The organism is Streptomyces sp. SCSIO 30461, assembly GCF_037023745.1.
In the GTDB taxonomy this organism is placed as follows: Bacteria; Actinomycetota; Actinomycetes; order Streptomycetales; family Streptomycetaceae; genus Streptomyces.
In genome coordinates this window covers 5,193,558-5,218,256 of sequence record NZ_CP146101.1, presented here as the reverse complement: position 1 = coordinate 5,218,256, position 24,699 = coordinate 5,193,558, and the positions used below count along the sequence as shown (strand labels likewise).

The 24,699-nt window shown below is 70.2% G+C and carries 25 protein-coding genes; 17 read left to right on the top strand and 8 right to left on the bottom strand.

Going from position 1 to position 24,699, the window contains the following annotated elements:
• Positions 1 to 14 precede the first annotated feature (14 nt).
• Positions 15 to 1,073, bottom strand: a complete 1,059-nt coding sequence (locus tag V1460_RS23355) for a LacI family DNA-binding transcriptional regulator (protein ID WP_338675569.1) — start codon at positions 1,071 to 1,073, stop codon at positions 15 to 17.
• A gap of 57 nt (positions 1,074 to 1,130) precedes the next feature.
• Here V1460_RS23355 and V1460_RS23350 point away from each other — a divergent pair, with 57 nt between their 5' ends.
• The 11 genes from V1460_RS23350 to V1460_RS23300 all read left to right on the top strand — a co-directional run bounded on the left by V1460_RS23350 (position 1,131) and on the right by V1460_RS23300 (position 12,484).
• The gene (locus V1460_RS23350) at positions 1,131 to 2,402 is read left to right on the top strand and encodes an MFS transporter (protein ID WP_338675568.1); all 1,272 of its coding nucleotides are present in this window, start codon (positions 1,131 to 1,133) and stop codon (positions 2,400 to 2,402) included.
• A 9-nt stretch (positions 2,403 to 2,411) separates the two neighbouring features.
• Positions 2,412 to 3,773, top strand: a complete 1,362-nt coding sequence (gene pafA, locus V1460_RS23345; protein ID WP_338675567.1) for a Pup--protein ligase — start codon at positions 2,412 to 2,414, stop codon at positions 3,771 to 3,773.
• 154 nt (positions 3,774 to 3,927) lie between these two features.
• Complete coding sequence (locus V1460_RS23340) at positions 3,928 to 4,899, top strand: FKBP-type peptidyl-prolyl cis-trans isomerase (RefSeq protein ID WP_338675566.1); 972 nt, start codon at positions 3,928 to 3,930, stop codon at positions 4,897 to 4,899.
• A gap of 69 nt (positions 4,900 to 4,968) precedes the next feature.
• On the top strand, positions 4,969 to 5,343 hold the full coding sequence (locus V1460_RS23335) for an FKBP-type peptidyl-prolyl cis-trans isomerase (RefSeq protein WP_338675565.1): 375 nt from the start codon (positions 4,969 to 4,971) through the stop codon (positions 5,341 to 5,343).
• Positions 5,344 to 5,471: 128 nt separating this feature from the next.
• Positions 5,472 to 6,431 (top strand): WYL domain-containing protein, encoded by a 960-nt coding sequence (locus tag V1460_RS23330; RefSeq protein WP_338675564.1) that lies wholly within the window; start codon positions 5,472 to 5,474, stop codon positions 6,429 to 6,431.
• A gap of 17 nt (positions 6,432 to 6,448) precedes the next feature.
• A complete protein-coding gene (locus V1460_RS23325) occupies positions 6,449 to 7,435 on the top strand; it encodes a WYL domain-containing protein (RefSeq protein ID WP_338675563.1) in 987 nt (328 codons plus the stop codon).
• 41 nt (positions 7,436 to 7,476) lie between these two features.
• A complete protein-coding gene (locus V1460_RS23320) occupies positions 7,477 to 7,743 on the top strand; it encodes a hypothetical protein (RefSeq protein ID WP_338678168.1) in 267 nt (88 codons plus the stop codon).
• Between the two features lie 29 nt (positions 7,744 to 7,772).
• Positions 7,773 to 7,970 (top strand): hypothetical protein, encoded by a 198-nt coding sequence (locus V1460_RS23315; RefSeq protein ID WP_338675562.1) that lies wholly within the window; start codon positions 7,773 to 7,775, stop codon positions 7,968 to 7,970.
• A gap of 260 nt (positions 7,971 to 8,230) precedes the next feature.
• The gene (tatA, locus tag V1460_RS23310) at positions 8,231 to 8,515 is read left to right on the top strand and encodes a Sec-independent protein translocase subunit TatA (RefSeq protein ID WP_338675561.1); all 285 of its coding nucleotides are present in this window, start codon (positions 8,231 to 8,233) and stop codon (positions 8,513 to 8,515) included.
• Positions 8,516 to 8,597: 82 nt separating this feature from the next.
• Positions 8,598 to 9,560, top strand: coding sequence for a twin-arginine translocase subunit TatC (gene tatC, locus V1460_RS23305; RefSeq protein ID WP_338675560.1), 963 nt, complete (start codon positions 8,598 to 8,600; stop codon positions 9,558 to 9,560).
• Positions 9,561 to 9,652: 92 nt separating this feature from the next.
• Positions 9,653 to 12,484 (top strand): DEAD/DEAH box helicase, encoded by a 2,832-nt coding sequence (locus V1460_RS23300; RefSeq protein WP_338675559.1) that lies wholly within the window; start codon positions 9,653 to 9,655, stop codon positions 12,482 to 12,484.
• 244 nt (positions 12,485 to 12,728) lie between these two features.
• Here the strand turns inward: V1460_RS23300 and V1460_RS23295 are convergent, their stop codons facing one another.
• The 4 genes from V1460_RS23295 to V1460_RS23280 all read right to left on the bottom strand — a co-directional run bounded on the left by V1460_RS23295 (position 12,729) and on the right by V1460_RS23280 (position 16,143).
• Complete coding sequence (locus V1460_RS23295; protein ID WP_338675558.1) at positions 12,729 to 13,586, bottom strand: anti-sigma factor; 858 nt, start codon at positions 13,584 to 13,586, stop codon at positions 12,729 to 12,731.
• On the bottom strand, positions 13,583 to 14,167 hold the full coding sequence (locus V1460_RS23290) for a sigma-70 family RNA polymerase sigma factor (protein ID WP_338675557.1): 585 nt from the start codon (positions 14,165 to 14,167) through the stop codon (positions 13,583 to 13,585). The genes V1460_RS23295 and V1460_RS23290 overlap by 4 nt, the downstream gene beginning before the upstream one ends.
• A 117-nt stretch (positions 14,168 to 14,284) precedes the next feature.
• Positions 14,285 to 15,133, bottom strand: coding sequence for a siderophore-interacting protein (locus V1460_RS23285; protein ID WP_338675556.1), 849 nt, complete (start codon positions 15,131 to 15,133; stop codon positions 14,285 to 14,287).
• 104 nt (positions 15,134 to 15,237) lie between these two features.
• On the bottom strand, positions 15,238 to 16,143 hold the full coding sequence (locus tag V1460_RS23280) for a 5'-3' exonuclease (RefSeq protein WP_338678167.1): 906 nt from the start codon (positions 16,141 to 16,143) through the stop codon (positions 15,238 to 15,240).
• A 259-nt stretch (positions 16,144 to 16,402) separates the two neighbouring features.
• Here V1460_RS23280 and V1460_RS23275 point away from each other — a divergent pair, with 259 nt between their 5' ends.
• From V1460_RS23275 to V1460_RS23265, 3 genes are all read left to right on the top strand, one after another.
• Positions 16,403 to 16,546 carry a hypothetical protein gene (locus V1460_RS23275; RefSeq protein WP_338675555.1) on the top strand — a complete coding sequence of 48 codons (144 nt, stop codon included), beginning with the start codon at positions 16,403 to 16,405 and terminating at the stop codon, positions 16,544 to 16,546.
• 135 nt (positions 16,547 to 16,681) lie between these two features.
• On the top strand, positions 16,682 to 17,230 hold the full coding sequence (locus tag V1460_RS23270) for a cupin domain-containing protein (RefSeq protein ID WP_338675554.1): 549 nt from the start codon (positions 16,682 to 16,684) through the stop codon (positions 17,228 to 17,230).
• Positions 17,227 to 17,940 carry a helical backbone metal receptor gene (locus V1460_RS23265; RefSeq protein WP_338675553.1) on the top strand — a complete coding sequence of 238 codons (714 nt, stop codon included), beginning with the start codon at positions 17,227 to 17,229 and terminating at the stop codon, positions 17,938 to 17,940. Before V1460_RS23270 ends, V1460_RS23265 begins: the two co-directional genes overlap by 4 nt.
• 60 nt (positions 17,941 to 18,000) lie before the next feature.
• Here the strand turns inward: V1460_RS23265 and V1460_RS23260 are convergent, their stop codons facing one another.
• The 3 genes from V1460_RS23260 to V1460_RS23250 form a co-directional block, all read right to left on the bottom strand.
• On the bottom strand, positions 18,001 to 18,684 hold the full coding sequence (locus V1460_RS23260) for a gamma-glutamyl-gamma-aminobutyrate hydrolase family protein (protein WP_338675552.1): 684 nt from the start codon (positions 18,682 to 18,684) through the stop codon (positions 18,001 to 18,003).
• Positions 18,685 to 18,714: 30 nt separating this feature from the next.
• Positions 18,715 to 20,163, bottom strand: a complete 1,449-nt coding sequence (gene eat / locus V1460_RS23255; RefSeq protein ID WP_338675551.1) for an ethanolamine permease — start codon at positions 20,161 to 20,163, stop codon at positions 18,715 to 18,717.
• Between the two features lie 116 nt (positions 20,164 to 20,279).
• The gene (locus V1460_RS23250) at positions 20,280 to 21,017 is read right to left on the bottom strand and encodes an FCD domain-containing protein (RefSeq protein ID WP_338675550.1); all 738 of its coding nucleotides are present in this window, start codon (positions 21,015 to 21,017) and stop codon (positions 20,280 to 20,282) included.
• Between the two features lie 77 nt (positions 21,018 to 21,094).
• On the opposite strand from V1460_RS23250, the gene V1460_RS23245 reads away from it, so the two are divergent.
• From V1460_RS23245 to V1460_RS23235, 3 genes are read left to right on the top strand one after another with little or no spacing between them, the layout of a single operon-like run.
• Positions 21,095 to 22,489 carry a glutamine synthetase family protein gene (locus V1460_RS23245; protein WP_338675549.1) on the top strand — a complete coding sequence of 465 codons (1,395 nt, stop codon included), beginning with the start codon at positions 21,095 to 21,097 and terminating at the stop codon, positions 22,487 to 22,489.
• Between the two features lie 8 nt (positions 22,490 to 22,497).
• Entirely contained in the window at positions 22,498 to 23,868 is a 1,371-nt protein-coding gene (locus V1460_RS23240; RefSeq protein WP_338675548.1) for an aldehyde dehydrogenase family protein, read from the top strand.
• 6 nt (positions 23,869 to 23,874) lie between these two features.
• Positions 23,875 to 24,657, top strand: a complete 783-nt coding sequence (locus tag V1460_RS23235; RefSeq protein ID WP_338675547.1) for a 3-oxoacyl-ACP reductase — start codon at positions 23,875 to 23,877, stop codon at positions 24,655 to 24,657.
• Positions 24,658 to 24,699: the final 42 nt, after the last annotated feature.

The window sequence follows — 24,699 nt, the reverse complement described above, 5'->3', positions numbered from 1 at the left end:
CCCCGCGATGCGGGTCAGCGGGGGGCGGGTCCCGTGGAGGCCCGGGGGATCAGGGTGACCGGGAGGCCCCCCGTGCCGGGGGCACGACCCGCGAGGACGGACAGGAGCGCGGACATGCCCGCGGCGCCCACCCGCTCCGCGGGGAGGCGGACGGTCGTGAGCTCCGGCTCCAGCGCCGTCGCCAGCGTCATGTCGTCGAAGCCGACCACCGAGACATCATCCGGCACCCGCAGATCGAGCCGCCGGGCCGCCTTGCACGCACCCGCGGCGACGATGTCGTCGTCGCAGACGAGGGCCGTGGGGCGGGTCCGGTCCGGTCCGGTCAGGGCATGCTCGGCCGCGGCGCGGGCGCCGTCCACGTCCAGAGGGGACGGGACCTTGCGCAGCGATGCCCCGGGGACCTTGCGAACCGCCGTTTCCAGTGCGCGGGAGCGTACTTCGAAGGTCCAGGACGGGACCGCCGATGCCAGATGGACGAACCGCCGGTGGCCCAGGGCGGCCAGATGTCCCGTCACCTGCCGCATGCCATCCGCGATATCGAGGTTCACTTGCGCCGCGGCGCCCTGATCGGCCGGATCGCTGTCCAGCATGACGAGCGGCAGATCGGTGCCGCGGATCGCCTTCAGCGCCCCCGCCGCCATCGATGACGCGATCACCCCGTCCAGCGCGGCCCGTGCCGATGCGAAGGGGTCCTTCGCGGGGCCGATGCCTTCGGGTGAGGGGTAGAGCACCACGCCGAAGTCGTGCTCCGCCGCGACATCGGCCGCGCCCGCGTACACCCGGGCGAAGAACTCGTTGGTCAGCGCCGGCACCACCAGCAGCGCGGTCCGGGTGCGACCCAGACGCAGGCTGCGGGCCGCCAGGTTCGGGCGGTAGCCCAGCACCTGCGCGGCCTGCCGCACCGAGGCGGCGGTGCGCTCGGACACCCGCCCCCGCCATTTGTCACCCATGACGAGCGACACCGTGGCCTGCGAGACCCCCGCCGCCCGTGCCACGTCCCTGCTGGTCGGCCGCTGCACACTCGCCTCCGCCTCGTGCCGTGTGCCACGGGTGGACTCGTGGCCTGGGCTCATGGTACGTATGACGGAGCGCGAGTTATACGTAAAACTCCCTGAACGAAAAGGCGGGACATGGCCGCGGGAGTGTCCGGGTACGCAGAGATCCTCAAGGTGCCGCATGCGGCACGCCTCCTCGCGGGCACCCTGGTGGGCCGCCTGCCGAACGCCACCGCGCATGTGGCGATCGTGCTGTTCATCCGCGCCGAGGGCGGCAGCTACGCCCTCGCGGGGGCTCTCGCCGCCGTCTACGGCCTCGCCACCGCCGTGGGACAGCCGCTCCTCGGGCGGCTGGTGGATCTGCACGGTCAGCCCCGTGTCCAGCTGCCCTCCGCCGTCGTCTCGGCGCTGGGCATGCTGCTCCTCGCCGCAGTCGGCCTCGGCTCGCTGCCGCTGGCGTACGCGGCGGTGACCGTCGCCGGAGTGTTCACGCCGCCACTCGAAGGGGGGCTGAGGGCGCTGTGGCCGGGCGTCCTGGGCCATCGCGAGGAGCGGGTGCACCAGGCCTACGCGATGGACGCGATAGCCCAGGAAATCATGTTCACCGTCGGTCCGTTGCTGGTGACCCTGCTGGTGTCGCTGTTCTCCCCGGCCGCCGGGCTTCTCGTCATCAACGCCCTGGGGCTCGTGGGCACGATCTCGGTCATCGTGTCCGCACCGTCCAGGAACTGGCGCTCCGCGCCCCGTGAGGCCCACTGGCTGGGGGCACTGCGCTCGGCCGGTCTGCTGGCGCTGCTCGGCTCGTTCTTCTTCGTCGGCCTGGCCCTGGGCTCCATCACGGTCGCCGGTCTCTCGTACGCCGACGACCACGGTGGCGACACCGTGTACGGCTGGCTGATGGCCGCCCTCGGCCTCGGAGCGCTGCTCGGCGGGCTCGCGTACGGGGCCCGCCAGTGGGCCGGTGCCCCCGAGCGGCGGCTGCGGATCATCGTGGCCCTGCTCGCGCTCGGGTATCTGCCGCTGATGCTCACCCCCGGTGTGCTGCCCATGACCGCCCTCGGCGCGGTCGCCGGGGTGTTCCTGGCCCCCGCGATCGCCTGCGCCTTCATCGTCGTCGACCGGCACGCTCCCCGGGGCACCGTCACCGAGGCGTTCTCCTGGCTGGTGACCACGTTCGGCGTCGGTACCGCGGTGGGCACCGCGGCCGCGGGTCCCGCCGTGGAACTGGGCGGGACGGTGGCGGGCTTCGCGGTGGCGGGGGTCGGCGGAATCGCCGCGCTGCTCGTTCTGCTGGCAACCGGACGGGTCCTCGCAGTTCCCGGCCGGAGCGAGCACATCGCGTCAGGGGATGAAATTGATCGGAGCCGTGCTGTCGAACCCGGTTTCAGCACAGGGCATCAGGCGTAATGTTCAGTCATGGACCGCCGAATTTTCGGGCTGGAGAACGAGTACGGCGTCACGTGCACGTTCAGGGGACAGCGCCGACTGTCGCCTGACGAAGTGGCGCGGTACCTCTTCCGCCGTGTCGTGTCATGGGGCCGCAGCAGTAACGTCTTCCTGCGCAACGGGGCCCGTCTCTACCTCGACGTGGGATCACACCCGGAGTACGCCACTCCGGAATGCGACAATGTGACCGAGCTGGTCACGCACGACAAAGCAGGGGAGCGCATTCTCGAAGGCCTGCTCGTCGACGCCGAACGCCGCCTGCACGAGGAGGGAATCGCGGGCGACGTCTACCTCTTCAAGAACAACACCGACTCGGCGGGAAACTCCTACGGGTGCCACGAGAATTACCTGGTGGCCAGGCACGGGGAGTTCTCGCGACTCGCGGACATCCTGATTCCGTTCCTCGTCACCCGGCAGCTGCTCTGCGGCGCGGGAAAGGTGCTCCAGACCCCGCGCGGCGCCGTCTACTGCGTCAGCCAGCGCGCAGAGCACATCTGGGAGGGCGTCAGCTCCGCCACCACCCGGTCCCGACCCATCATCAACACCCGCGACGAGCCCCACGCGGACGCGGAGCGCTACCGCCGTCTGCATGTCATCGTCGGCGACTCGAACATGTCCGAGACGACCATGTTGCTCAAGGTCGGCGCCACCGACCTGGTGCTGCGCATGATCGAGGCGGGCACGGTGATGCGTGATCTGACCCTGGAGAACCCCATCCGGGCCATCCGGGAGGTCAGCCACGACATCACCGGCCGCCGCAAGGTGCGCCTGGCCAGCGGGCGTGAGGCCTCCGCGCTGGAGATCCAGCGTGAGTACTACGACAAGGCCGTGGACTTCGTGGACCGTCGCGGGATCCGTTCAGGCACCGTGGAGCAGGTGCTGGAACTCTGGGGTCGTACGCTCGACGCCATCGAGCAGGAGGACCTGGACCGGATCGGTACGGAGATCGACTGGGTCATCAAGTACAAGCTCCTGGAGCGGTACCGGGCCAAGCACAACATGACGATGTCTCACCCGCGCGTCGCCCAGATAGACCTCGCCTACCACGACATCCACCGCCGCCGCGGCCTGTACTACCTCCTGGAGAAGAAGGGGCAGACGGCCAGGATCTGCAACGATCTGAAGATCTTCGAGGGCAAGTCGGTGCCCCCGCAGACCACCAGGGCGCGGCTGCGCGGCGACTTCATCCGCCGTGCCCAGGAGCAGCGCCGCGACTTCACCGTCGACTGGGTGCACCTCAAGCTCAATGACCAGGCCCAGCGGACCGTGTTGTGCAAGGACCCGTTCCGGTCGGTGGACGACCGGGTGGAGAAGCTGATCGCCGGGATGTAGCCGTCGGGGCCCAGCGGTGCCGCCCGGTGCCGTAGGACGTGACGCGTCCTGCGACACCGGGCGCATTCCCTTGTGGCGGCGCTTCGAAGGCTGCGGGGAGTGCACACCGTAGAGTGGCGGCCATTGCCCATGGCCTCGACTCCCAGTTGGACTGATGAACTACAACACCAAGCGACGTATCGCCTCCCTGCTGGCCGTGCCCGCCCTGCTGTTCGCAAGTGCGTGCGGTTCGAATGAATCGAACGACTCGGTGGCAGGTGTGGCCGAGGTCAAGGGGAAGTTCGGCGAGAAGCCCCAGATCACCGTCCCCAAGGATGAGAAGCCCGCCGACAAGACCGTCGTGGAGACCGTCACGGAGGGCAACGGAGCCAAGGCCGCCAAGGGCGACTGGGTCCGTGTCGACTACAGCGTGCGCAAGTGGGACGACCCGGCCGACCTCGGTGGGACGTACCCCGAGAAGGGCGGCGCGACCACCGCGCACCGCCAGCCGGTGGAGCGCCTGGGGGAACAGAGCCAGAACCTGCCCCCCAAGGTCATGGACGCGGTCGAGGGGAAGAAGGCGGGTAGCCGCATCCTCATCCAGGGGACCGCGGGCGAACTGATCGGACAGAACCTCAACCCGCAGTCGGGCATCAAGGCGACGGACACCCTGGTGTGGGTCGTCGACCTGGACGGTGCCGCCAAGGTCGACTCGAAGGCGGAGGTCAAGGGGACCCAGGCGGCTCCCGCCCCGGGGATGCCGACGGTGAGCGCCCCCGCGCAGAAGGCCGCCACCATCACGATCCCGAAGGGCGAGAAGGCTCCCACCACGCTGAAGGAGCAGGTCCTGATCAAGGGCAACGGCCCCAAGGTCGAGGCCGGTCAGGGCCTGATCGCGCAGTACACGGGCGTCAAGTGGGAGGACGGCAAGAAGTTCGACTCCTCCTGGGACCACGGGGGTGCGACGGCCTTCCAGATCGGTACCGGCTCCGTCATCGAGGGCTGGGACAAGGGACTGGTCGGCAAGAACGTCGGCGACCGGGTCCTGCTGGTGATTCCGCCCTCCCTCGGCTACGGCGCCGACCCTTCCAGCGAGCTCGCGAAGAACACGCTGGTCTTCGTGGTCGACATCGTCGGCGCGGTCTGAGGCGCGGTCCGTCCGCCGATCTGTGAGACTGTGCCGGTTGCGAAGTTCATCAGTTTGAGGAGCACAGCAGTGAACATCGAGAAGCCCGAGATCGACTTCCCGGGCGGCGAGCCGCCGGCCGACCTGGAGATCAAGGAAATCTGGGAGGGCGACGGCCCCGAGGCCAAGGCCGGTGACACGGTTGCCGTGCACTACGTGGGCGTGGCCTTCTCGACCGGTGAGGAGTTCGACGCGTCCTGGAACCGTGGCACTCCGCTCCGGTTCCAGCTCGGTGTCGGCCAGGTCATCAAGGGCTGGGACCAGGGTGTCCAGGGCATGAAGGTCGGCGGCCGCCGCCAGCTGGTCATCCCCGCCCACCTCGCCTACGGCGATCGCGGCGCCGGGGGCGGCCTCATCGGCCCCGGTGAGACGCTGATCTTCGTCTGCGACCTGGTCGCGATCTGATCGCAACCGGTCACAGTGGGCCCCCGCCTGACAAGGCGGGGGCCCGCGCTTTTGCCACGACAGCCCGTAGCGGTAGGTTCAACGATCAGGAAACGGTGTGACCTCCGGGGAAGGCGGGTAGGGCGTCGATGGCCATTGCCAAGGCCGAGCGGCTGATGAACCTGGCGCTGTGCCTTCTCGGCACACGAAGGCCGCTCAGCAAGCGTGAGCTGCGCGGTTCCATCGAGGCCTACCTCGAGGCGGGCAACGACGACGCCTTCAACCGTATGTTCGAGCGCGACAAGGACGACCTGCGCGAACTCGGCCTGATCATCGCCACGGTGGAGAACCTGGACGGGGAGACGGGCTATCTCGCCCGTCGCGACTCCAACCGGCTTCCACCCATCACCCTCGATGCCGAGGAGGCCGCGGCTCTGGGCCTGGCCGCGAAGGTCTGGCAGCAGGCGAGGCTGGCCGGAGCGGCCAGCGGGGCGCTGCAGAAGCTGCGCGCCGCGGGTATGCCGGAGGCCGAGGACGCCTATGACGCGGCGCAGCACAGCGCGCTCGAACCGCGAATCCCCGTCCACGAGGCCGCCTTCGAGCCCCTGATGCTGGCGTGTCGGGACCACCGTCCGGTCGTCTTCGACTACCGGAAGTCCAACGCCGCACACCCCGAGACCCGCCAGGTCGAGCCATGGACGCTGGAGTGCTGGCGCGGCCACTGGTATCTCGCGGGCTGGGACCGGGACCGCGGCGCCGAGCGGGTTTTCCGGCTGTCCCGGATCACCGGCCGGGTCCGTTCCCGCGCCGGGAGGTACACGGCGCCCGTCCCGGACGTGGTGACGGTGCGCGAGACCGTGGAGAGCTGGGCCGGGGAGAACGCGACCCGGTCCGCGCTGATCAGGCTGCGCTCCGACGCCGGCTATCCGCTGCGCGCCCGCGCCACCGCGATTCGGGAACTCGACGACGGCTGGGATGAGTTGCAGATTCCGTATGGACACGGCCTGGATGCCTGGCTGGTGGAGTTCGGCCCGGACGTCGTCGTGCTGGAGCCGGCGGATCTGCGGGCCGATGTTGTCGACCGGCTGCGTGCCGTGGCCAAGGGCTGAAAGGGACTCGGACGACTATGGCCGCGAACGCCATTGACCAGACCCGGCGGATGCTCTCGCTGGTGACCTATCTGCGGGAACGCCCAGGAGCGCGGGTTGGGGACGTCGCCCGGGCCTTCGGGATCACCGAGGACGAGCTGATCGCCGATCTCGATGTGCTGCCCATGTGCGGCACGAGCTTCCGTGGCGGCGACCTGCTCGACATCGACACGGACGGCGACCGGATCTGGTGGCGCAATCCGGGCGCCCTCGCGGCAGAAGCAGCCGAACCGTTGCGGCTCGCCGCGGACGAGGCGACCGCGCTGCTGGTCGCCGCCCGCGCCGTCGCCACCCTGCCCGGACTGCGCGAGGGCGACCGCGAGGCGCTGCTGAGGGCGACCGCCAAACTGGAGGCCGCTGCCGGGGAGGCCGCAGGCGCCAGCTCCCGGCTGTCGGTGATCTTCGAGTCCGAGGGCGGTGTCTTCGCCGACGTCGACCGGGCCATTTCCGAGCGCCGCAGGCTGTGGCTGCGTTACTATTCGCCGGCGCGTGACGAGCTCACGGAGCGTGAGGTGGACCCGATCCGGCTCTTCGCCGTCGGGCACACGTACATGGAGGCATGGTGCTACCTCTCCGAGGCACGCCGGACCTTCAGGCTGGACAGGGTCGCGGAGATCCGCTTGCTGGACGAGTCCTCCGCGCCACCGGAGATCGAGCTGCGCGACCTCTCGGAAGGTCTGGTGCAGCCATCGGTCGAGGACCCCGAGGTCGTGGTCGAGGTGAGCCCCGGCGGTCGATGGGTGGCCGAGTACTACCCCCACGACAGCGCGGATGAGCTCCCCGACGGTGGTCTGCGGATCACTCTGCGCACCCCGGACCCCGCTTCGCTGCGGCGGCTCGGGCTGCGCCTCGGGCGGGACGGCAGGATCGTCTCCCCGCCGGAGCTGGCCGCCAGCGCCCAGCGGGCCGCGGCCGACGCCTTGGCCGCCTATGACACCCCCGTCGCTCCGGGCTGCCCGGGCTGACGGCCGCGACCGAGTGGAGTGATGCTGGAGTGAGGGGAGACCTGTCCGTGCTATCCGGAATCCAGGCGTCCAAGGTGCCGGTGTCGGTCCCGGTGCTTTTCAAGGCCGCGTGCCCCGACTGCCGCAGCCGTCTGGAGCTCTCAGCCGCCGCCCTGCGGCTGGCGATCGGCGCCAGCAGACGGACGACGTTCTATTCCTTCACCTGCACCGAGTGCGGGGCGGCCGTGCGCAAGCCGGCGGGGGAGCGGATCGTCGAGCTGCTCACCGGTGGCGGGGTGCGTACGCTGCGTCTCCACTCCACCGTCTGATCTTCCCGTCGCCCCGAAGGTTCCGCCGTATGTTCTGGCCCATGCTCGCCATCGCTCTGGGATTCCTCGGCATCGCCGTCCTCGGACTCCTCGGCATCCGCGTCTTCATCGAGGCCCAGCGCCTTGCCCGGCAGGTGGCTGCCACCACCGAGCGGATCGACCGCGCCGCCCAGGACCTGGAACGGTCGGCGACCCGGCTGGCGCGAGCCGGCGGCACCTGGCGATAGCCCGCGCCCGGCCCTGGCGCGAGCCGGCGGCACCTGGCGGTTACCGACCTCACTCGGCCCCCATATCCGGTCGAACTGCCCGCGAGGTACGCTTCCAAAAGCGGGCCGGACGGTCAGTGCGGGTCGTACTTCGAGTATGCGCAGCCATTGCTCTGCGTTTACTTCGGCGGGTTACGATCGCATGCATCGTGCTGATCGGATGCCTGTCCGATCGTGGGCAGCCCCGCCCCCCAGCCGCCTCAGCGAGAAGGAAGTCAGACATGATCGGCAATCTGAAGCCCCTTGAGATCCTTCTGATCGTCGTGGTCATCCTGCTGCTGTTCGGTGCCAAGAAGCTGCCCGACATGGCGCGTTCGCTCGGCAAGTCGGCCCGCATCCTCAAGAGCGAGGCGAAGGCGATGAAGCAGGACGGCGACCAGACGGCCAAGTCCACCACCGATCAGACCGCCCAGACCCAGGACGCGCCTCGCACGATCCAGGCCGCTCCCGGCGATGTGACGAGCAGCCGCCCGGTCTCCGAGCCGAACCGTACGACTCAGAGCTGACCCGGCCGACCCCGGCTGATCTGGGGTTGTCAGGGTTCTTCCCGAATCACCCGACGGTTTTCGCACGAGACGAGGAAGTGGGTTGCTCAAGTCTGCCCGCAAGCAGGAGAAGGACACCGAGGGGCGTATGCCGCTCGGGGAGCACCTGCGTGAGCTGCGCAACCGACTGCTGAAGTCGGTTCTGGCGATCGCCGTGGCCACCATCGCCGCGGCCTTCTTCCAGAAGGAGATCTTCGAGATCCTGATGCGGCCGATCCTGGAGTCGGTCGGCTGCGACGCGGGCCAGGTGCGCATGGCGAACGGCCAGCTGTGCGCGGAGATGACGACGAACGGCCTGCTCTCGCCGTTCACCATCGCGCTGAAGGTCGCGCTGATGACGGGCGTCCTGGCCGCCACTCCGGTCTGGCTCTACCAGCTGTGGGCGTTCGTCGCGCCCGGTCTGCACAGTCACGAGAAGCGCTACGCCGTCAGCTTCGTCGTCGCCGGGGTGCCCCTCTTCCTGGGCGGCGCCTACCTGGCGTACTCGATCCTGCCGCAGACCGCCGAGATCTTGCTCGGCTTCGCGCCGGCCGGCGCCAAGCCCCTGCTGCCGCTGGACGACTACCTCGACCTGATCACCCGCATGGTGCTGGTGTTCGGCCTTGCCTTCGAGCTGCCGCTGCTCCTGATCCTGCTGAACATGACGAACGTCCTCAGCGGCCGGCGCATGCTCGGCTGGTGGCGCGGAATGATCATCGGCCTCACCGCCTTCGCCGCGATCGCCACGCCGGGCGGTGAACCGATCTCGATGCTGCTGCTGGCCGGTCCGCTGGCCGTGCTGTACTTCCTGGCCGTCGGTTTCTCGTTCCTCAACGACGCCCGCCGCCGACGCGCGAACCCCGACGCCGAGCTGAGTGACGACGAGGCATCCGAGCTGGACCTCACCCCGGAGGCCATCGGCTCCGTGGAGGCCGTGCCATCCTCCCGGGCGCTTCCGGAGCAGGCCGGTGGTGGGGCCGATGGAGGCAGGGCACCCCGGGTCAACGGATACGACGACATCACCTGATCACACGCCTCCGCGCGGCAGGCGTCTCGCTCATCGCACATCGAATAATGATCGCGCTCACCGTCAGTGGGGGCGGGTAGTCTCGAAGCAAGATGACAGAGGACCTCTCACCAGCTGAGCGCTACGCGGCGGCGCGGATCCGCGCCGCCGACCAGGCCACCGCACTCGCTCCCTTCCGCGAGCTGTACGAATTCGACCTGGACCCGTTCCAGATCGAGGCCTGCCAGGCCCTGGAGGCCGGCAAGGGCGTGCTCGTGGCGGCACCCACAGGGTCGGGCAAGACCATCGTCGGCGAGTTCGCCGTGCACCTCGCCCTCACGCAGGGGCGCAAGTGCTTCTACACCACGCCCATCAAGGCGCTGTCCAACCAGAAGTACTCGGACCTGGTCAGGCGGTACGGCCCGGAGAAGGTCGGCCTGCTCACCGGTGACAACAGCGTCAACTCCGAGGCCCCGATCGTTGTCATGACCACCGAGGTCCTGCGCAACATGCTGTACGCGGGCTCCCAGTCGCTGCTCGGTCTCGGCTATGTGGTCATGGATGAGGTGCACTATCTCTCAGACCGCTTCCGCGGCGCCGTCTGGGAGGAAGTGATCATCCACCTTCCGGAATCCGTCACCCTGGTCTCGCTCTCCGCCACCGTGTCCAACGCGGAGGAGTTCGGCGACTGGCTGGACACGGTCCGCGGTGACACCGAAGTGATCGTCTCCGAGTCCCGCCCCGTGCCGCTGTGGCAGCACGTGCTGGCCGGGCGTCGGATGTACGACCTCTTCGAGGAGGAGACCGACCACGGGGGCCGAGGCGCCTCCCGCCGCGAGGTCAACCCCGATCTGGTCCGCCTGGCCCGGATGGAGAACTCACGCACCTACAACCCCCGCGACCGCAGACGCGGGAAGATGGTCCGCGAGGCCGACCGCGAGCGCGAGCGGCGCCAGCGCAGCCGTATCTGGACGCCGTCCCGGCCCGAGGTCATAGAGCGCCTCGACGCCGAGGGCCTGCTGCCGGCCATCACCTTCATCTTCAGCCGAGCAGCCTGCGAGGCCGCCGTCCAGCAGTGCCTGTACGCGGGGTTGAGACTCAACGACGAGGAGGCGCGCCGGAAGGTGCGCGAGCTCGTGGAGGAGCGCACGGCCGCCATCCCCGGCGAGGACCTGCATGTACTCGGCTACTACGAGTGGCTGGAGGGCCTGGAGCGGGGTATAGCGGCCCATCACGCCGGAATGCTCCCGACATTCAAGGAAGTCGTCGAAGAGCTCTTCGTGCGCGGCCTCGTCAAGGCGGTGTTCGCCACCGAGACCCTCGCACTGGGCATCAACATGCCCGCGCGCTCCGTGGTGCTGGAGAAGCTCGTCAAGTGGAACGGCGAGCAGCACGCGGACATCACCCCCGGTGAGTACACCCAGCTGACCGGCCGTGCGGGCAGGCGTGGTATCGACGTCGAGGGCCACGCCGTGGTCCTTTGGCAGCGCGGTATGGACCCGGGTGCCCTCGCCGGCCTCGCGGGCACTCGTACCTATCCGCTGCGCTCCAGCTTCAAGCCCTCGTACAACATGGCCGTGAACCTGGTGCAGCAGTTCGGCCGGCACCGCTCGCGCGAGCTGCTGGAGACCTCCTTCGCTCAGTTCCAGGCGGACAAGTCGGTCGTCGGGATCTCCCGGCAGGTGCAGCGCAACGAGGAGGGGCTCGAAGGCTACCGGGAGGGCATGACCTGCCACCTCGGTGACTTCGAGGAGTACGCGCGGCTTCGCCGGGACCTCAAGGACCGTGAGACCGAACTGGCCAAGCAGGGCGCCGCACAGCGCCGCGCCGCTGCGGCGGGCTCCCTGGAGAAGCTCAAGCCCGGCGACGTCATCCATGTCCCGACGGGCAAGTTCGCCGGTCTCGCGCTGGTCCTGGACCCCGGGCTGCCCGCGGGGCGGTCCAACGGCCACCGAGGCGGGTTCGAATACCACGACGGGCCGCGACCCCTGGTCCTGACCGCCGAGCGGCAGGTCAAGCGGCTCGCCGCGATGGACTTCCCGGTCCCCGTCGAACCACTGGAGCGCATGCGCATCCCCAAGTCCTTCAACCCCAGGTCGCCTCAGTCCCGCCGTGACCTGGCGTCGGCGCTGCGGACCAAGGCCGGGCACATCGTGCCCGACCGGCACCGCAAGTCTCGGTCCACGGCGGCGGACGACCGCGAGATCGCGCGGCTCCGCAAGGACATCCGCTCGCACCCCTGCCACGGCTGCGACGAGCGCGAGGACCATGCGCGCTGGGCTGAGCGCTACCACCGCCTCCAGCGCGACACCCGGCAGCTGGAGCGCCGTATCGAGGGCCGCACCAACACCATCGCCCGCACCTTCGACCGGATCGTCGGCCTGCTCACCGAGATGGACTACCTCCGCGGCGACGAGGTCACCGAGCATGGCAAGCGCCTGGCGCGGCTCTACGGCGAGTTGGACCTGCTGGCCAGTGAGTGTCTGCGCGAACAGGTCTGGGAGGGCCTGACTCCGGCCGAACTGGCGGCATGCGTGTCGGCGCTGGTCTTCGAGGCACGGCAGGCCGATGACGCGGTGGCGCCCAAGCTGCCCGCGGGGAAGGCGAGGACCGCGTTGGGTGAGATGGTGCGGATCTGGGGCCGGCTCGACGCACTCGAGGAAGATTTCAAGATCAGCCAGACCGAAGGCGTCGGTCAGCGCGAGCCGGATCTGGGCTTCGCCTGGGCGGCCTACCAGTGGGCGTCCGGGAAGAGCCTGGATGAGGTGCTGCGCGAGGCGGAGATGCCCGCGGGGGACTTCGTGCGCTGGTGCAAGCAGGTCATCGACGTCCTGGGCCAGATCGCCGCGGCGGCCCCGGGCGAGGGCGCCACGGTGGCCCGTGCCGCCCGCAAGGCGGTGGACGGGCTGCTCCGGGGCGTCGTGGCGTACAGCTCCGTGGGCTAGGACCTCTTGGCGCCCGTACCTCGTGGGCCCGTTCCGCGTGTCGGGACTCGATCCCCGGCCGGGCCACGAGGCCGGGCTCACGCGGAACCACAGGGGCTTCATCTCGCCCGGTGCGACGGCGTCCGGTGCACCCGACCGTACGAGGTGGGGTGCACCGGACGCTCCGCGTCGCGAGGGGCGAGGCCACTCGGGACGAGCAGCCCACGCCCGGGGGGCGAGCGAGGCGAACCCCGGTGGAGACGGTCTAGCGGAAGTCCAGCAACGCCAAGGGCTGAGACGTCGGTTGAGCCGACCCTCCGGCGGGCTCCACCGTCACCCCCATCCCCGTCGCCGCGGCCACCGCGCCGTCCATCAGGACGGTCTCCGCCGCGCCCGTGGACGCCAGGAGCCCCGCGGACCGCATCGTCGTGCCGTCGGCGAACCAGAGTTGGTAGACCTTGCCCGCGTCCGGACGCGGAAGCCCCGTCGCCAGGAACACCGCGCGGTCCCGTTCACGGGACACGGCCACCGTGCCGGTCGCGGTGGCGCTGCCCAGGCTCGCGGACCTGGTGCGCACATCGCGTGCGGTCAGTACGTTCGCCAGGGCCTGCGACTGGAGCCCGGCCTGCTCACGCGCCTGGCGGGTCGAAGCCTCGGCCTGACGGGTAGCTGCCTCTGCCCGGGTCAGGGCGTCCTGTGCCGCACGCTGCTGCCATGTCGCGTATCCACCGAACGTCGCCGCACCCACGAGGCATGCCGCGAGCACGAATCGCGGCAGCCTGCGCCTGTCCGCGGGCCTGACCCGGTGCACGGGCGGCCGGTCACGGTCCCGCTCCCCACCGAGGCGCATACCAGGGATGGTGGGCGGTTCCTGACGAACCGTCGCTATACGCCGAAGTACCTGGGCCTTCATCGCGGTCGGCGGCGGTTCGCTGACGGCGAGACCCAGCCGCCCCGCTGTCGCGCTCAGTTCCCGCACCTCCTGGGTGCACGCCGTGCAGGCAGCCAAGTGCCGCTCGAAATGGACGCGTTCCCGTTCACCGAGGGCGTTCAGCGCGTAGGCGCCGGTGAGTGTGTGCAGTTCGGCGTCCCGTCCCGAGCCGCCGCGTGCCGACGCGGTCATGCGCTCACCCCCAGGCAGTCGCGCAGGCGGATGAGCCCGTCGCGCATCCGGGTCTTCACCGTACCCAGGGGCACCGACAGCAGTTCCGCGACCTCGCGATAGGCGAGTCCGCGGTAGTAGGCGAGGGTCACCGACTGCCGCTGCAGGTCGGTGAGGGTGCGCAGGCAGCGGCGCACCTGCTCGCGCTCGAGCCGGGCCTCGACCTGCTCGACGACATCGTCGAACGCCGGGGTCGCGCCGAGCCGGGCCGCCTTCTGCTCGCGCTCGGTGGCGGCTTGGGCCGACCGCACCCGGTCCACGGCGCGGCGATGCGCGAGGGTGAGCGTCCAGGTCAGTGCCGAGCCTCGGGACGGCTGGTAGCGCGCTGCCGTACGCCACAACTCGACCAGCACCTCCTGCGTCACCTCGTCCGACTGGGCCGGGTCCCGCAGCACACTGCGGACGACCCCCAGGACGGGCCCGCAGACCGCGTCATACACCCGGGCGAAGGCATTCTGGTCGCCCCGGGCCACTCGTACGAGCAGCTCGTCGAGGCCAGGACCAGCCGGCGGTGCCCCGGTGATGCGTACGGCTTCCTTCACGCGCTCGCTCTCCCCTCTCCCTGTCTTCCTCCAGATATACGGAGCGGGAGCGGGATCTGACTGCCCTTCGGCAGGACTTTTTCAGCTGATTCGGCAGCGGGCCTGCGGGGGAGCGGATCAGGCGGCCCTGTCCTGCTCCTGTTCCCGCTCCACCTGCGCGTTCCAATCGCGCTTGATGGCCCGCCATGCCTCGTCCGACTTGCCGAGACGCCAGTAGCCGGAGATCGACAGCCGGGCCGCGGGGATGCCGCGCTCAAGCCGCAGATGGCGGCGCAACTCCCTCACCGCGCCCGCCTCGCCGTGGACGAAGGCGTGCACGTCGCCCTCCGGGAACTCCAGTCCCCGCACCGCGGCGATGAGCGCCCCGCCGACCGCCCCGTCTCCTCGGTGCAGCCAGGTCACCGTCACGCCGTCCGGGGTCGCGATCTTCTGTTCGTCCTCGGGCCCCGACACCTCCACGAACGCGTGGACGACCGCGTCCGCTGGCAGCTGCTCCAACGCGGCGGCGATCGCCGGCAGCGCGCTCTCGTCCCCCGCCAGCAGATGCCAGTCCGCCGCGGTGTCCGGGGCGTACCCGCCGCCCGGTCCCAGCAGCCGGACCGTTTCACCCGGCTGCGCCCGAGCCGCCCACGGGCCTGCCAGGCCCTCGTCCCCGTGCACCACGAAGTCGATCGTCAGCTCCCGGTGTACGGGGTCCCAGGCACGCACCGTGTAGGTGCGGTTGCTCGGCCACTGCTCGCGGGGGAACTCCTCACGGATGCGGGCCATGTCGAAGGGCTCGGGGTAGCTCACTCCGGGCTGCGGGAAGACCACCTTGACGTACGCGTCCGTCGAGCCGTCCGTGCGGAAGTCTGCGAGCCCCTCACCGCCGAGGACCACGCGCACCATGTGCGGAGTGATCCGCTCCGTGCGCACCACCCGCGCCTCGTGGGTCGTCGGTGCCTTGCGGGCGGGTGTGTCTGCCACGGCGGTCTCCTCGGTTCACAGCGCGTCGGTCACAGCTGGATGCTTGGTTAGGTTAACCTAAGTCGCCATCGCGTGCCGTTGACGCCCGCTGAGATTCCCGCATGTCACGCGCCCAGTTCGGTCAGCAGCCGGTGCACCGCCCGCCCCAGGCCCCAGCGCACCGCGAGCTCTTCGAGGCGCTGAGGATCCCGTGCCCGCTTCGGCAGCGCCGGGTCGAAGCCGGGCAGCGGTACGTCACCGGCGACCCGCACCACCTTCGGGGCCACGGCCACATAGGCCCGGGACTCGTCCAACCGCTTGCGCTGCGACGGGGTGAGCTTCGACGCCGGGTCGTCCACGGCCGCCATGATCCCGGCCAGGTCCCCGAAAGCGTCCAGCAGCTTCGCCGCGGTCTTCTCGCCGATACCGGGCACCCCGGGCAGGCCGTCGCTCGGGTCCCCGCGCAGCAGCGCCAGATCGACGTAGCCGGGACCGTCCACGCCGTACTTCTCGCGCAGCACGGCCTCGTCGGTGGTCTGCATCATGCCGACGCCCTTCAGCGGATACAGCACCCGCACCCCGCGCGCGTCGTCGACCAGCTGATACAGATCGCGGTCACCGGTCACGATGTCCACCGGGCCCGACGCCCGCCCCGCCAGGGTGCCGATGACGTCGTCGGCCTCGTATCCGGCGACACCCACCCGGGCGATACCGAAGGCGTCCAGCACCTCTTCGATGATCGGGACCTGCGGGGACAGCGTGTCCGGGACGACCTCCTCGTCCGGACCCGTCTCGGTCTCCACCGCCACCCGGTGCGCCTTGTACGAGGGGATGAGATCGACCCGCCACTGCGGACGCCAGTCGGCGTCCATGCAGGCCACCAGCTCGTCGGGGCGGTGGTCCTGTACCAGCCGGGTGATGAACTCCAGCAGCCCGCGCAGGGCGTTGACGGGTGTGCCGTCGGGGGCACGCACGGATTCGGGCACCCCGAAGTATGCGCGGAAGTAGAGGGAAGCGGTGTCGAGGAGCATCAGGCGTCGCGTCACAGCCCCGATGATGCCGTACCCCGCCGACAGCTCCCGGTCTCGGCACATCGCGCGGTGCCCTGCGGATGCCTCGACCGTGAGCTGCGTCACTGCCGGGTTTGCGGTGGGTGGTCGGGGGCAGCCGAGGTGCCGGAGGGGACCCCGCGGCACATCCCGACCAGGGAGGACGCGGCTCGAAGTCGCCCGCTCCACGGTCCGCCGCCCGGGGCGCAGGCCGTTCCGGGCCTGACGCGAGAGGTGGCATGTGTCCAGGTCGCGAGCCGAGCAGCTGGACGACGCGTCCCGGGTCGCCCCACGCGCCGTATGCGCGCAGCGCGCCGACCAGGTTGCCGTCGGCACCCGGCTCAGGCACCAGCCGGGCCCCGTCCATCAGGCGGAGCCTCAGTAGACCACCCTCCTCCCCCCACCGGTCGGGGCCCCGTCACATACAGTGGCGGGGCCCTCACCGTTGCGCCGGAGGCGGCGGTGCGGTTGGGTGCCTGGATCTGCGTAAGGTTGCCGATTAGGAGGGAGGGACGACGCGATGGCAGACAAGGAGACGATCCGTGTGGGCTCCGCCGTCCGCAGACGGCGCAGGGCCCTCGCGCTCACACTCGCTGCCGTGGCCGAGCGCAGCGGACTGTCGGTGCCCTTTCTCAGCCAGATCGAGAACGAACGGGCCCGGCCCAGCATGCGTTCCCTCGACAGGGTGGCCGTCGCGCTGGAGACGACAGCCGCCGAACTGCTCGCCGTCGCGGACTCCGCGCGTGTGGTGGACGTGGTCAGGGTCGGGGACCCGGACTGCTCCCCGGACATGGGCATACGGTCTCTCGTACGCGGCCACCACCAGCTGCGCGCCGCCGAGTTCACCGGGGAGCAGGAAGGCGACCGGGAGTACCAGCACCGCGGCGACGAGTTGATGTACGTCGCCGACGGGGCCGCCGAGGTCGAGGCCGAAGGGCGGGTGTACCGCCTTGAGAAGGGCGACACCCTCTATCTGTCCGGGGGTGTGCGCCACCGCTGGCGTGCCACCCTGCCGTGTACCCGGCTGCTTGTCGTCGGTGTCGGCGACCGGCTCGGGACCGGCTCATGAGGCGCGTCGTCTCGCTCGTCCCGTCCCTCACCGAGACGGTCGCCGTGAGCGCGCCGGGACTGCTGGTGGGTGCCACCGACTGGTGCAGCCACCCCGCCGAACTCGACGTGGTGCGCATCGGCGGCACCAAGAACCCCGACCTCGTGTCGATCAAGGCGCTTGCCCCGGACCTCGTCATCGCCAACGAGGAGGAGAACCGGGCCCCCGACATTGCGGCCCTGCGGGCCGCAGGACTCGATGTGCTGGTCACTGAAGTGCGCACGCTGCCGCAGGCGTTCACCGAACTGGAACGTGTCCTGCGGGCCTGCGGCGCCGCCCGGCCGTGCTGGCTCGACGAGGCCCGCGCCGCGTGGGCGGCGGTGCCGCCGCCCACGGGCGGTGGGCCCCGGCGGGCCGTCGTGCCGATCTGGCGGCGGCCCTGGATGGTGCTGGGCCGCGACACCTTCGCGGGTGATCTGCTCGCCCGCGTCGGCGTCGAGAACGTCTACGCGGGCCACGTGGACCGGTATCCGCGCATCCCGCTGGACGAGCTCAACTCGGTCGGCGTGGAGCTGGTCGTGCTGCCGGACGAGCCGTACCGCTTCACCGCCGAGGACGGGCCCGAGGCGTTCCCCGGAGTGCGCTCCGCACTGGTGGACGGGCGGATGCTGACGTGGTACGGGCCGTCGCTGGTAGCGGCGCCCGCCGTACTGCGCGCCGCTCTCGCCTGAGAACCGTGCCCCCGCGCACGCGATGGCCCGAACCGGTGACCACCGGCCGTACCGCTCCGGTCACAACCGGCTCGCCACGGCGACGAGCCCCGACATCACACGCACGTCCTCACCCATCTCGGGGTGCCACTGCACCCCCACCGCCCAGCCGCGCCCCGGAAGTTCCACGGCCTCCACCGTGCCGTCGTCCGCGTGGGCCGAGGCGATGAGACCTGTTCCCAGGCGGTCGACGGACTGGTGGTGGTAGGTGGGTACCGAGCTCACCTCGGGGACCAGGTCCGCGTACCGGGTACCCGGGACCGGGGTGACGGGGTGGTGGCTGAAGACACCGGGAGCCTTGGCGTGGCCCTCCATGTGCTGGACCAGCGTCCCGCCCAGCGCGACGTTGAGCAGCTGCATGCCCCGGCAGATCCCGAGCAGCGGTGTGCCCGATTCAAGCGCCGCGTGGATCAGAGCGAGTTCCCAGCCGTCCCGCTCGCGAGCCGGTGGACCGGTCCGCGGGTCGGGAGCGGCGCCGTAGTGGACGGGCTCCACATCAGGGCCGCCCGCCACCACGAGGCCGTCGAGCCGGGCCACCACGCGTGCCGCGCGCTCCGGGACGTCCGGCGGGAGCATCGCGGCGATGCCCCCGGCCGCCTGGACGAGGCGCGGATAGCCGACGGGCAGCAGCGCGGCCGGCAACTGCCATACGCCCCACGAGGCCGTGTCCAGGTAGGTGCTGACGCCGATGAGCGGCTGGGTCACGGTGAGGTTCCTCCTGTCGTCTCGATGATGTCAGTCGCGTTCGAGTTCGGCCTCGGCCGCCGCCAGCGCCGCGAACTCCTCCTCAGGCGCCTTGGCGACCAGACGGTGCCGACTGTAGAAGGCGAAGTACGCGAGTGCGACGACGTACACCGCGAGGGCGATGAACGCCGCGTCCTTGTCCACCAGGAACGTCGCGACCAGCGCGGAGAGCGCGAGCACGAAGGCCACGGAAGAGGTGAGTACACCACCGGGTGTGCGGTACGGCCGCGGCAGGTCAGGCTCCCGGCGCCGCAGCACGATGTGGGACAGCGCCATCAGCGCGTACGAGATGGTCGCGCCGAAGACCGCGATGTTCAGCATCCGGGCGCCGTCCCCGGTCCCGGCGGCCAGGGCGAAGCCGATGGCGCCGGGGATGAGCAGGCCCAGGTACGGGGACTTGCGGCGGCTGGTGAGGGAGAGGAAGCGGGGCAGATAGCCGGCCCGGGAGAGAGCGAAGAGCTGGCGCGATCCGGCGTAGATCAGCGAGAAGAACGACGCGACCAGGCCTGCGAGGCCCGCGTAGTTGACGAAGCGGCTCAGCGCGGTCGGGTCGCCATCCCCTTGCAGTGCCACCACCAGCGGGTTTCCGGCTTCCTGGATGGCCGCCGAGCCCTTGGCCCCGGTCGCGGCGAAGAAGGTGACCAGCGCGAGCAGAGCCAGTATCCCCATGGACAGGGCGAGCGCCCGCGGCATCGAGCGGACCGGGTCCTTCGCCTCCTCGGCGGCCAGCGGTACGCCTTCGACACCGAGGAAGAACCACATGCCGAAGGGGAAAGCCGCCCAGATCCCCAGCAGGCCGAACGGCAGCCAGGAGTTGGAGCCCAGCGCACCCTTGTCCACCGGGATGTCGTCGAGTCCGCTGACGTGGAAGTCGGTGAGTGCGCCGACCGCGAAGATCAGCAGCGCCGCGACCGCGATCGCGGTGACGACGAGGCTGAAGCGCAGGGCCTCGCCCACGCCCCACAGATGGATTCCGATGAAGATCACAAAACAGGCGAGATAGACCGGCCAGCCCGACTCCAGGCCGAAGAGCCCGAGTGACTCGACGTAGTCGCCGATGAAGATGGAGATGGCGGCGGGGGCGAGGACGTATTCGATGAGGATCGCGGTGCCGGTGAGGAATCCGCCCCAGGTGCCGAGTGCGCGGCGGGCGAAGCCGTAGCCGCCGCCCGCTGTCGGCAGGATCGCCGAGAGCTCGGCGAGTGCGAAGACCAGACAGGCGTACATCACTCCCATCAGCACGGTCGCGATGGCGAGGCCGCCGAAACCGCCCTTGGACAGTCCGATGTTCCAGCCGGAGAAATCACCGGAGACGACATAGGCGACCCCGAGGCCGGTCAGCAGCAGCCAGCCCGCGCTGCCGCGCCTGAGGGTCCGTCGTCGGAGGTAGTCGTCGCCGGATGGGGCGGTTTTGTTCCCTGTGGTGTCTTCGAGCGTCATGGCAGAGCTCCCGCGTAGGGACCAATGGAATGACGCCATACCTTTGCGCTCGAATCAAGGTAACGCAAGACCTGCGGGTTACGTTCGGGTTACGGCGCGTCGGCGGCCGTTGGGGGTCACGCCAGGAAGCCGCGGAGCAGAGCCGCGGTGCCCGCGCAGTGCTCGCGCATCACCTCGCGCGCCGTCTCGGCGTCCCCCTCCAGCACCGACTCCACCAGCGCCACGTGCTGCTGCTGGGAGTGCTCCAGGTTGCGCACGAGCAGCGGGATGCAGTCCAGCAGATCGTTCACGGTCGCCCGCACCGCCGCGTACTGCTTGGTCAGCGTGGGTGAGCCGGACAGCTCGGCGAGCGTGAGGTGCAGCAGCGTGTCGCAGCGCCGGTACCCGTCCAGAGTCGCGTCGTGCGTGGCCGCCAGCGCCCTGCGCAGCCGCTCCGCGGCATCAGGGCCGAGCCCGTGGGCCGCGCAGAGTCCCGCCGCTCCCACCTCGAGCACCTCGCGGAAGCGCAGGGTGTCCTCCAGGTCGACCGCGGCGACCCGGCGCCGCAGCTCGTCCTCGTCCGCGGTGTGCCGGCGCTGCCGGATGAACGTGCCCCCGTAGCGCCCCCGGCGGCTCTCGATCAGGCCCTGCTCCTGCAGGACCTTGAGCACCTCGCGGAGCGTCACACGGCTGATGCCCATGCGGTCGGCCAGCTCACGCTCGGCGGGTAGCCGCTCCCCCCCGGGCACCAATCCGAGCCGTACCACCTGGAGGACCTGCTCCAAGGCTTCCTCGAAGCCGTTGCCGCCGCGCACCGGTCGCAGCACGGATGTCAGCCGGTCGGCCGCCTCGTGCGTCTCACTTGTTTCCGCCACCTTGCGGTTCCCCCTTCCCAATCAATGGTCCTCGGCAATACCTTATGGCTTCCGGCTGACCTTAGGAGGCAGATCCCGTGGCAGACCGCACACCCCCGCTGACCGTCGAGGAGCTCAGGGCCCTTGTCGCGAGCGGTGAGATCGACACCGTAGTCCTGGCCTTCCCCGATATGCAGGGGCGCCTCCAGGGCAAGCGGTTCGCCGCGCCGTTCTTCCTCGACGAGGTGCTCGAGCACGGCACCGAAGGCTGCAACTACCTGCTCGCCGTCGACACCGAGATGAACACGGTGGACGGCTATGAGATGTCCTCCTGGGACCGGGGCTACGGCGACTTCGCCATGCACGCCGATCTCGGCACCCTGCGCCGTGTCCCCTGGAACGAGGGCACGGCCATGCTGATCGCCGACCTCGCCTGGAGCGACGCCTCCCCGGTGGTGGCCGCTCCGCGCCAGATCCTGCGCCGCCAACTGGAGCGCCTCGCCGACCTCGGCTACACCGCGCACGTCGGCACCGAGCTGGAATTCATCGTCTTCAAGGACACCTACGAGCAGGCCTGGGACGCCGCCTACCGCGACCTGACGCCGGCCAACCAGTACAACATCGACTACTCGGTCCTCGGCACCGGCCGCATCGAACCCCTGCTGCGCCGCATCCGCAACGAGATGGCCGCAGCCGGCCTGATCGTCGAGTCCGCCAAGGGCGAGTGCAACCCAGGTCAGCACGAGATCGCCTTCCGCTACGACGAGGCCCTGCTCACCTGCGACCAGCACGCGATCTACAAGACCGGCGCCAAGGAGATCGCCGCGCAGGAAGGCGTCTCGCTCACCTTCATGGCGAAGTACAACGAGCGCGAGGGAAATTCCTGCCACATCCATCTGTCCCTCCAGGACGCGGACGGGCGCAATGTGATGGCGGCGGACCCCCACGAGCGCGTGGAACCCGACGCACACGCGGGACACGGTATGTCGAAGGTGATGCGGCACTTCCTGGCCGGTCAACTCGCGGCGCTGCGCGACTTCTCGCTGCTGTACGCCCCGAACATCAACTCGTACAAGCGCTTCCAGCCGGGTTCGTTCGCTCCCACCGCCGTGGCCTGGGGCTATGACAACCGCACCTGCGCCCTGCGGGTCGTCGGGCACGGCCGCTCCACCCGGTTCGAGAACCGGGTCCCTGGCGGTGACGTCAACCCGTACCTCGCCGTGGCCGGACTGGTCGCCGCCGGGATCCACGGCATCGAGAACGAGCTGGAGCTCCCCGAGGTCTGCGCGGGCAATGCCTACGCCGGCGACTACGAGCACGTCCCCACCACCCTCCGCCAGGCCGCCGAGCTCTGGGAGAACAGCCCCATCGCCAAGGCCGCCTTCGGGGGCGAGGTCGTCGCCCACTACCGCAACATGGCCCGGGTCGAGCTCGCGGCCTTCGATGCCGCGGTGACCGACTGGGAGCTCCGCCGCTCCTTCGAACGCATGTGAGGCACCACTTGTCGCAACCGTACGAACTCGATGTGCTGAACCCGGCCACCGAGGAAGTCATCGCCAGTGTCCCCGGCGCCGTCGAACAGGACGTCGACACCGCCGTCGAGCGGGCCGCCGCGGCCCAGCGCGCCTGGGCCGCAGTCGCCCCGGCCGACCGCGCCCGGCTGCTACGCCGTTTCGCCGGTGTCGTGGACGACCACATCGAGGAACTCGCCCGGATCGAGGTCCGCGAGGCCGGACACACCATCGGCAACGCCCGCTGGGAGGCGGGGAACGTCCGCGATCTGCTCGACTACGCCGCCGGGGGAGTGGAGCGGCTCACCGGCCGCCAGATCCCCGTGCCGGGTGGAATCGACCTGACGATCCTGGAACCGCTCGGAGTCGTCGGAGTCATCGCCCCGTGGAACTTCCCGATGCCCATCGCGGCCTGGGGCACGGCCCCCGCGCTCGCTGCGGGCAACGCCGTCATCCTCAAGCCCGCCGAGACCACCCCGCTCACCGCCCTGCGGCTCGCCGAACTCGCCCTGCAGGCGGGGCTTCCCGAGCATCTCTTCCAGGTGCTGCCGGGGCGTGGCGACATCGCGGGCGACGCCCTCGTACGCCACCCGGGCGTCGCGAAGATCGTGTTCACCGGATCGACCCGGATCGGCAAGCAGATCATGTCGCTCTGCGCGGACCGGGTGAAGCGGGTCACCCTCGAACTCGGCGGCAAGAGCCCCAACATCGTCTTCGCGGACGCGGACGTCGAAGCGGCGGCGGTAGCGGCCCCGATGGCCTTCCTCGACAACAGCGGCCAGGACTGCTGCGCCCGGACCCGCATCCTGGTCCAGTCCGCGGTCTACGACCGCTTCATCGAATCGCTCACCCCGGCGATCGAGTCGGTTGTCGTCGGTGACCCGGCCGACGAGCGCACCCAGATGGGGCCGCTGATCTCCAAGGTCCAGCTGGAACGGGTGCGTTCCCACGTCCCGGACGGCCTCCCGGGCATCCGTGGCACCGCCCCGGCGGGCCCCGGCTTCTGGTTCCCCCCGACCGTACTCACCGGGCTCGCACCCGATGCCCCCGCCGCCGTCGAAGAGGTCTTCGGCCCGGTCGCCGTCGTGCTGCCGTTCGAGGACGAGGACGACGCCGTACGGCTCGCCAACGCCACCGACTACGGGCTCTCCGGCTCCATCTGGACCCGCGACATCGGCCGTGCGCTGCGTATGTCCGGCGCTGTCGCCGCGGGCAACCTGTCCGTCAACTCCCACTCCAGCGTCCGCTACTGGACCCCCTTCGGCGGCTACAAGCAGTCCGGCCTCGGCCGTGAACTCGGCCCCGACGCGCTCACCGCTTTCACCGAGACCAAGAACGTCTTCATCAGCACGGAGGCCTGAACCACCATGACCGACACTTCCCAGTGCCGCCGACTCGTCGGCCGCACCGCAGTCATCACCGGCGCCGGCAGTGGCATCGGCCTCGCCACGGCGCGGCGTCTGGCCGCCGAGGGCGCGAACGTCGTCTGCGGCGACATCGACGAGATCGCCGGCAAGGCCGCCGCCGACGAGGTCGGCGGCACATACGCCAAGGTCGACGTCACCGACGCCGAGCAGGTCGAAGCGCTCTTCAAGACCGCTTTCGACACCTACGGCAGCGTGGACATCGCCTTCAACAACGCGGGCATCTCGCCGCCCGACGACGACTCCATCCTGGACACCGGTCTGGACGCCTGGAGGAGGGTCCAGGAAGTCAACCTGACCTCCGTCTTCCTGTGCTGCAAGGCCGCGATCCCCTACATGCAGCGCCAGGGCAGGGGCTCGATCATCAACACCGCCTCGTTCGTGGCCCGGATGGGCGCGGCGACCTCCCAGATCTCGTACACCGCGTCCAAGGGCGGTGTGCTGGCGATGTCCCGCGAGCTGGGTGTGCAGTTCGCCCGCGAGGGCATCCGGGTCAACGCGCTGTGCCCGGGGCCGGTCAACACCCCTCTGCTCCAGGAGCTGTTCGCCAAGGACCCGGAGCGCGCCGCCCGGCGGCTCGTGCACATTCCGGTGGGCCGCTTCGCGGAGGCCGAGGAGATCGCGGCGGCGGTGGCGTTCCTCGCCAGCGACGACTCCTCCTTCGTCAACGCCACGGACTTCCTGGTCGACGGCGGTATCGCGGGCGCGTACGTCACCCCGCAGTAGCGGTCGCTCCCACCCGGTCGGCCGGTCACCGGTCCCGGCGGA

Coding starts and splice junctions, on each gene's coding strand:
- V1460_RS23280 (WP_338678167.1), bottom strand. CDS start 16,143: ATGCTCCTCGACACCGCTTCCCTCTACTTCCGCGCATACTTCGGGGTG.
- V1460_RS23350 (WP_338675568.1), top strand. CDS start 1,131: ATGGCCGCGGGAGTGTCCGGGTACGCAGAGATCCTCAAGGTGCCGCAT.
- V1460_RS23355 (WP_338675569.1), bottom strand. CDS start 1,073: ATGAGCCCAGGCCACGAGTCCACCCGTGGCACACGGCACGAGGCGGAG.
- V1460_RS23330 (WP_338675564.1), top strand. CDS start 5,472: ATGGCCATTGCCAAGGCCGAGCGGCTGATGAACCTGGCGCTGTGCCTT.
- pafA (WP_338675567.1), top strand. CDS start 2,412: ATGGACCGCCGAATTTTCGGGCTGGAGAACGAGTACGGCGTCACGTGC.
- V1460_RS23315 (WP_338675562.1), top strand. CDS start 7,773: ATGTTCTGGCCCATGCTCGCCATCGCTCTGGGATTCCTCGGCATCGCC.
- V1460_RS23265 (WP_338675553.1), top strand. CDS start 17,227: ATGAGGCGCGTCGTCTCGCTCGTCCCGTCCCTCACCGAGACGGTCGCC.
- V1460_RS23270 (WP_338675554.1), top strand. CDS start 16,682: ATGGCAGACAAGGAGACGATCCGTGTGGGCTCCGCCGTCCGCAGACGG.
- eat (WP_338675551.1), bottom strand. CDS start 20,163: ATGACGCTCGAAGACACCACAGGGAACAAAACCGCCCCATCCGGCGAC.
- tatA (WP_338675561.1), top strand. CDS start 8,231: ATGATCGGCAATCTGAAGCCCCTTGAGATCCTTCTGATCGTCGTGGTC.
- V1460_RS23235 (WP_338675547.1), top strand. CDS start 23,875: ATGACCGACACTTCCCAGTGCCGCCGACTCGTCGGCCGCACCGCAGTC.
- V1460_RS23300 (WP_338675559.1), top strand. CDS start 9,653: ATGACAGAGGACCTCTCACCAGCTGAGCGCTACGCGGCGGCGCGGATC.
- V1460_RS23295 (WP_338675558.1), bottom strand. CDS start 13,586: ATGACCGCGTCGGCACGCGGCGGCTCGGGACGGGACGCCGAACTGCAC.
- V1460_RS23325 (WP_338675563.1), top strand. CDS start 6,449: ATGGCCGCGAACGCCATTGACCAGACCCGGCGGATGCTCTCGCTGGTG.
- V1460_RS23340 (WP_338675566.1), top strand. CDS start 3,928: ATGAACTACAACACCAAGCGACGTATCGCCTCCCTGCTGGCCGTGCCC.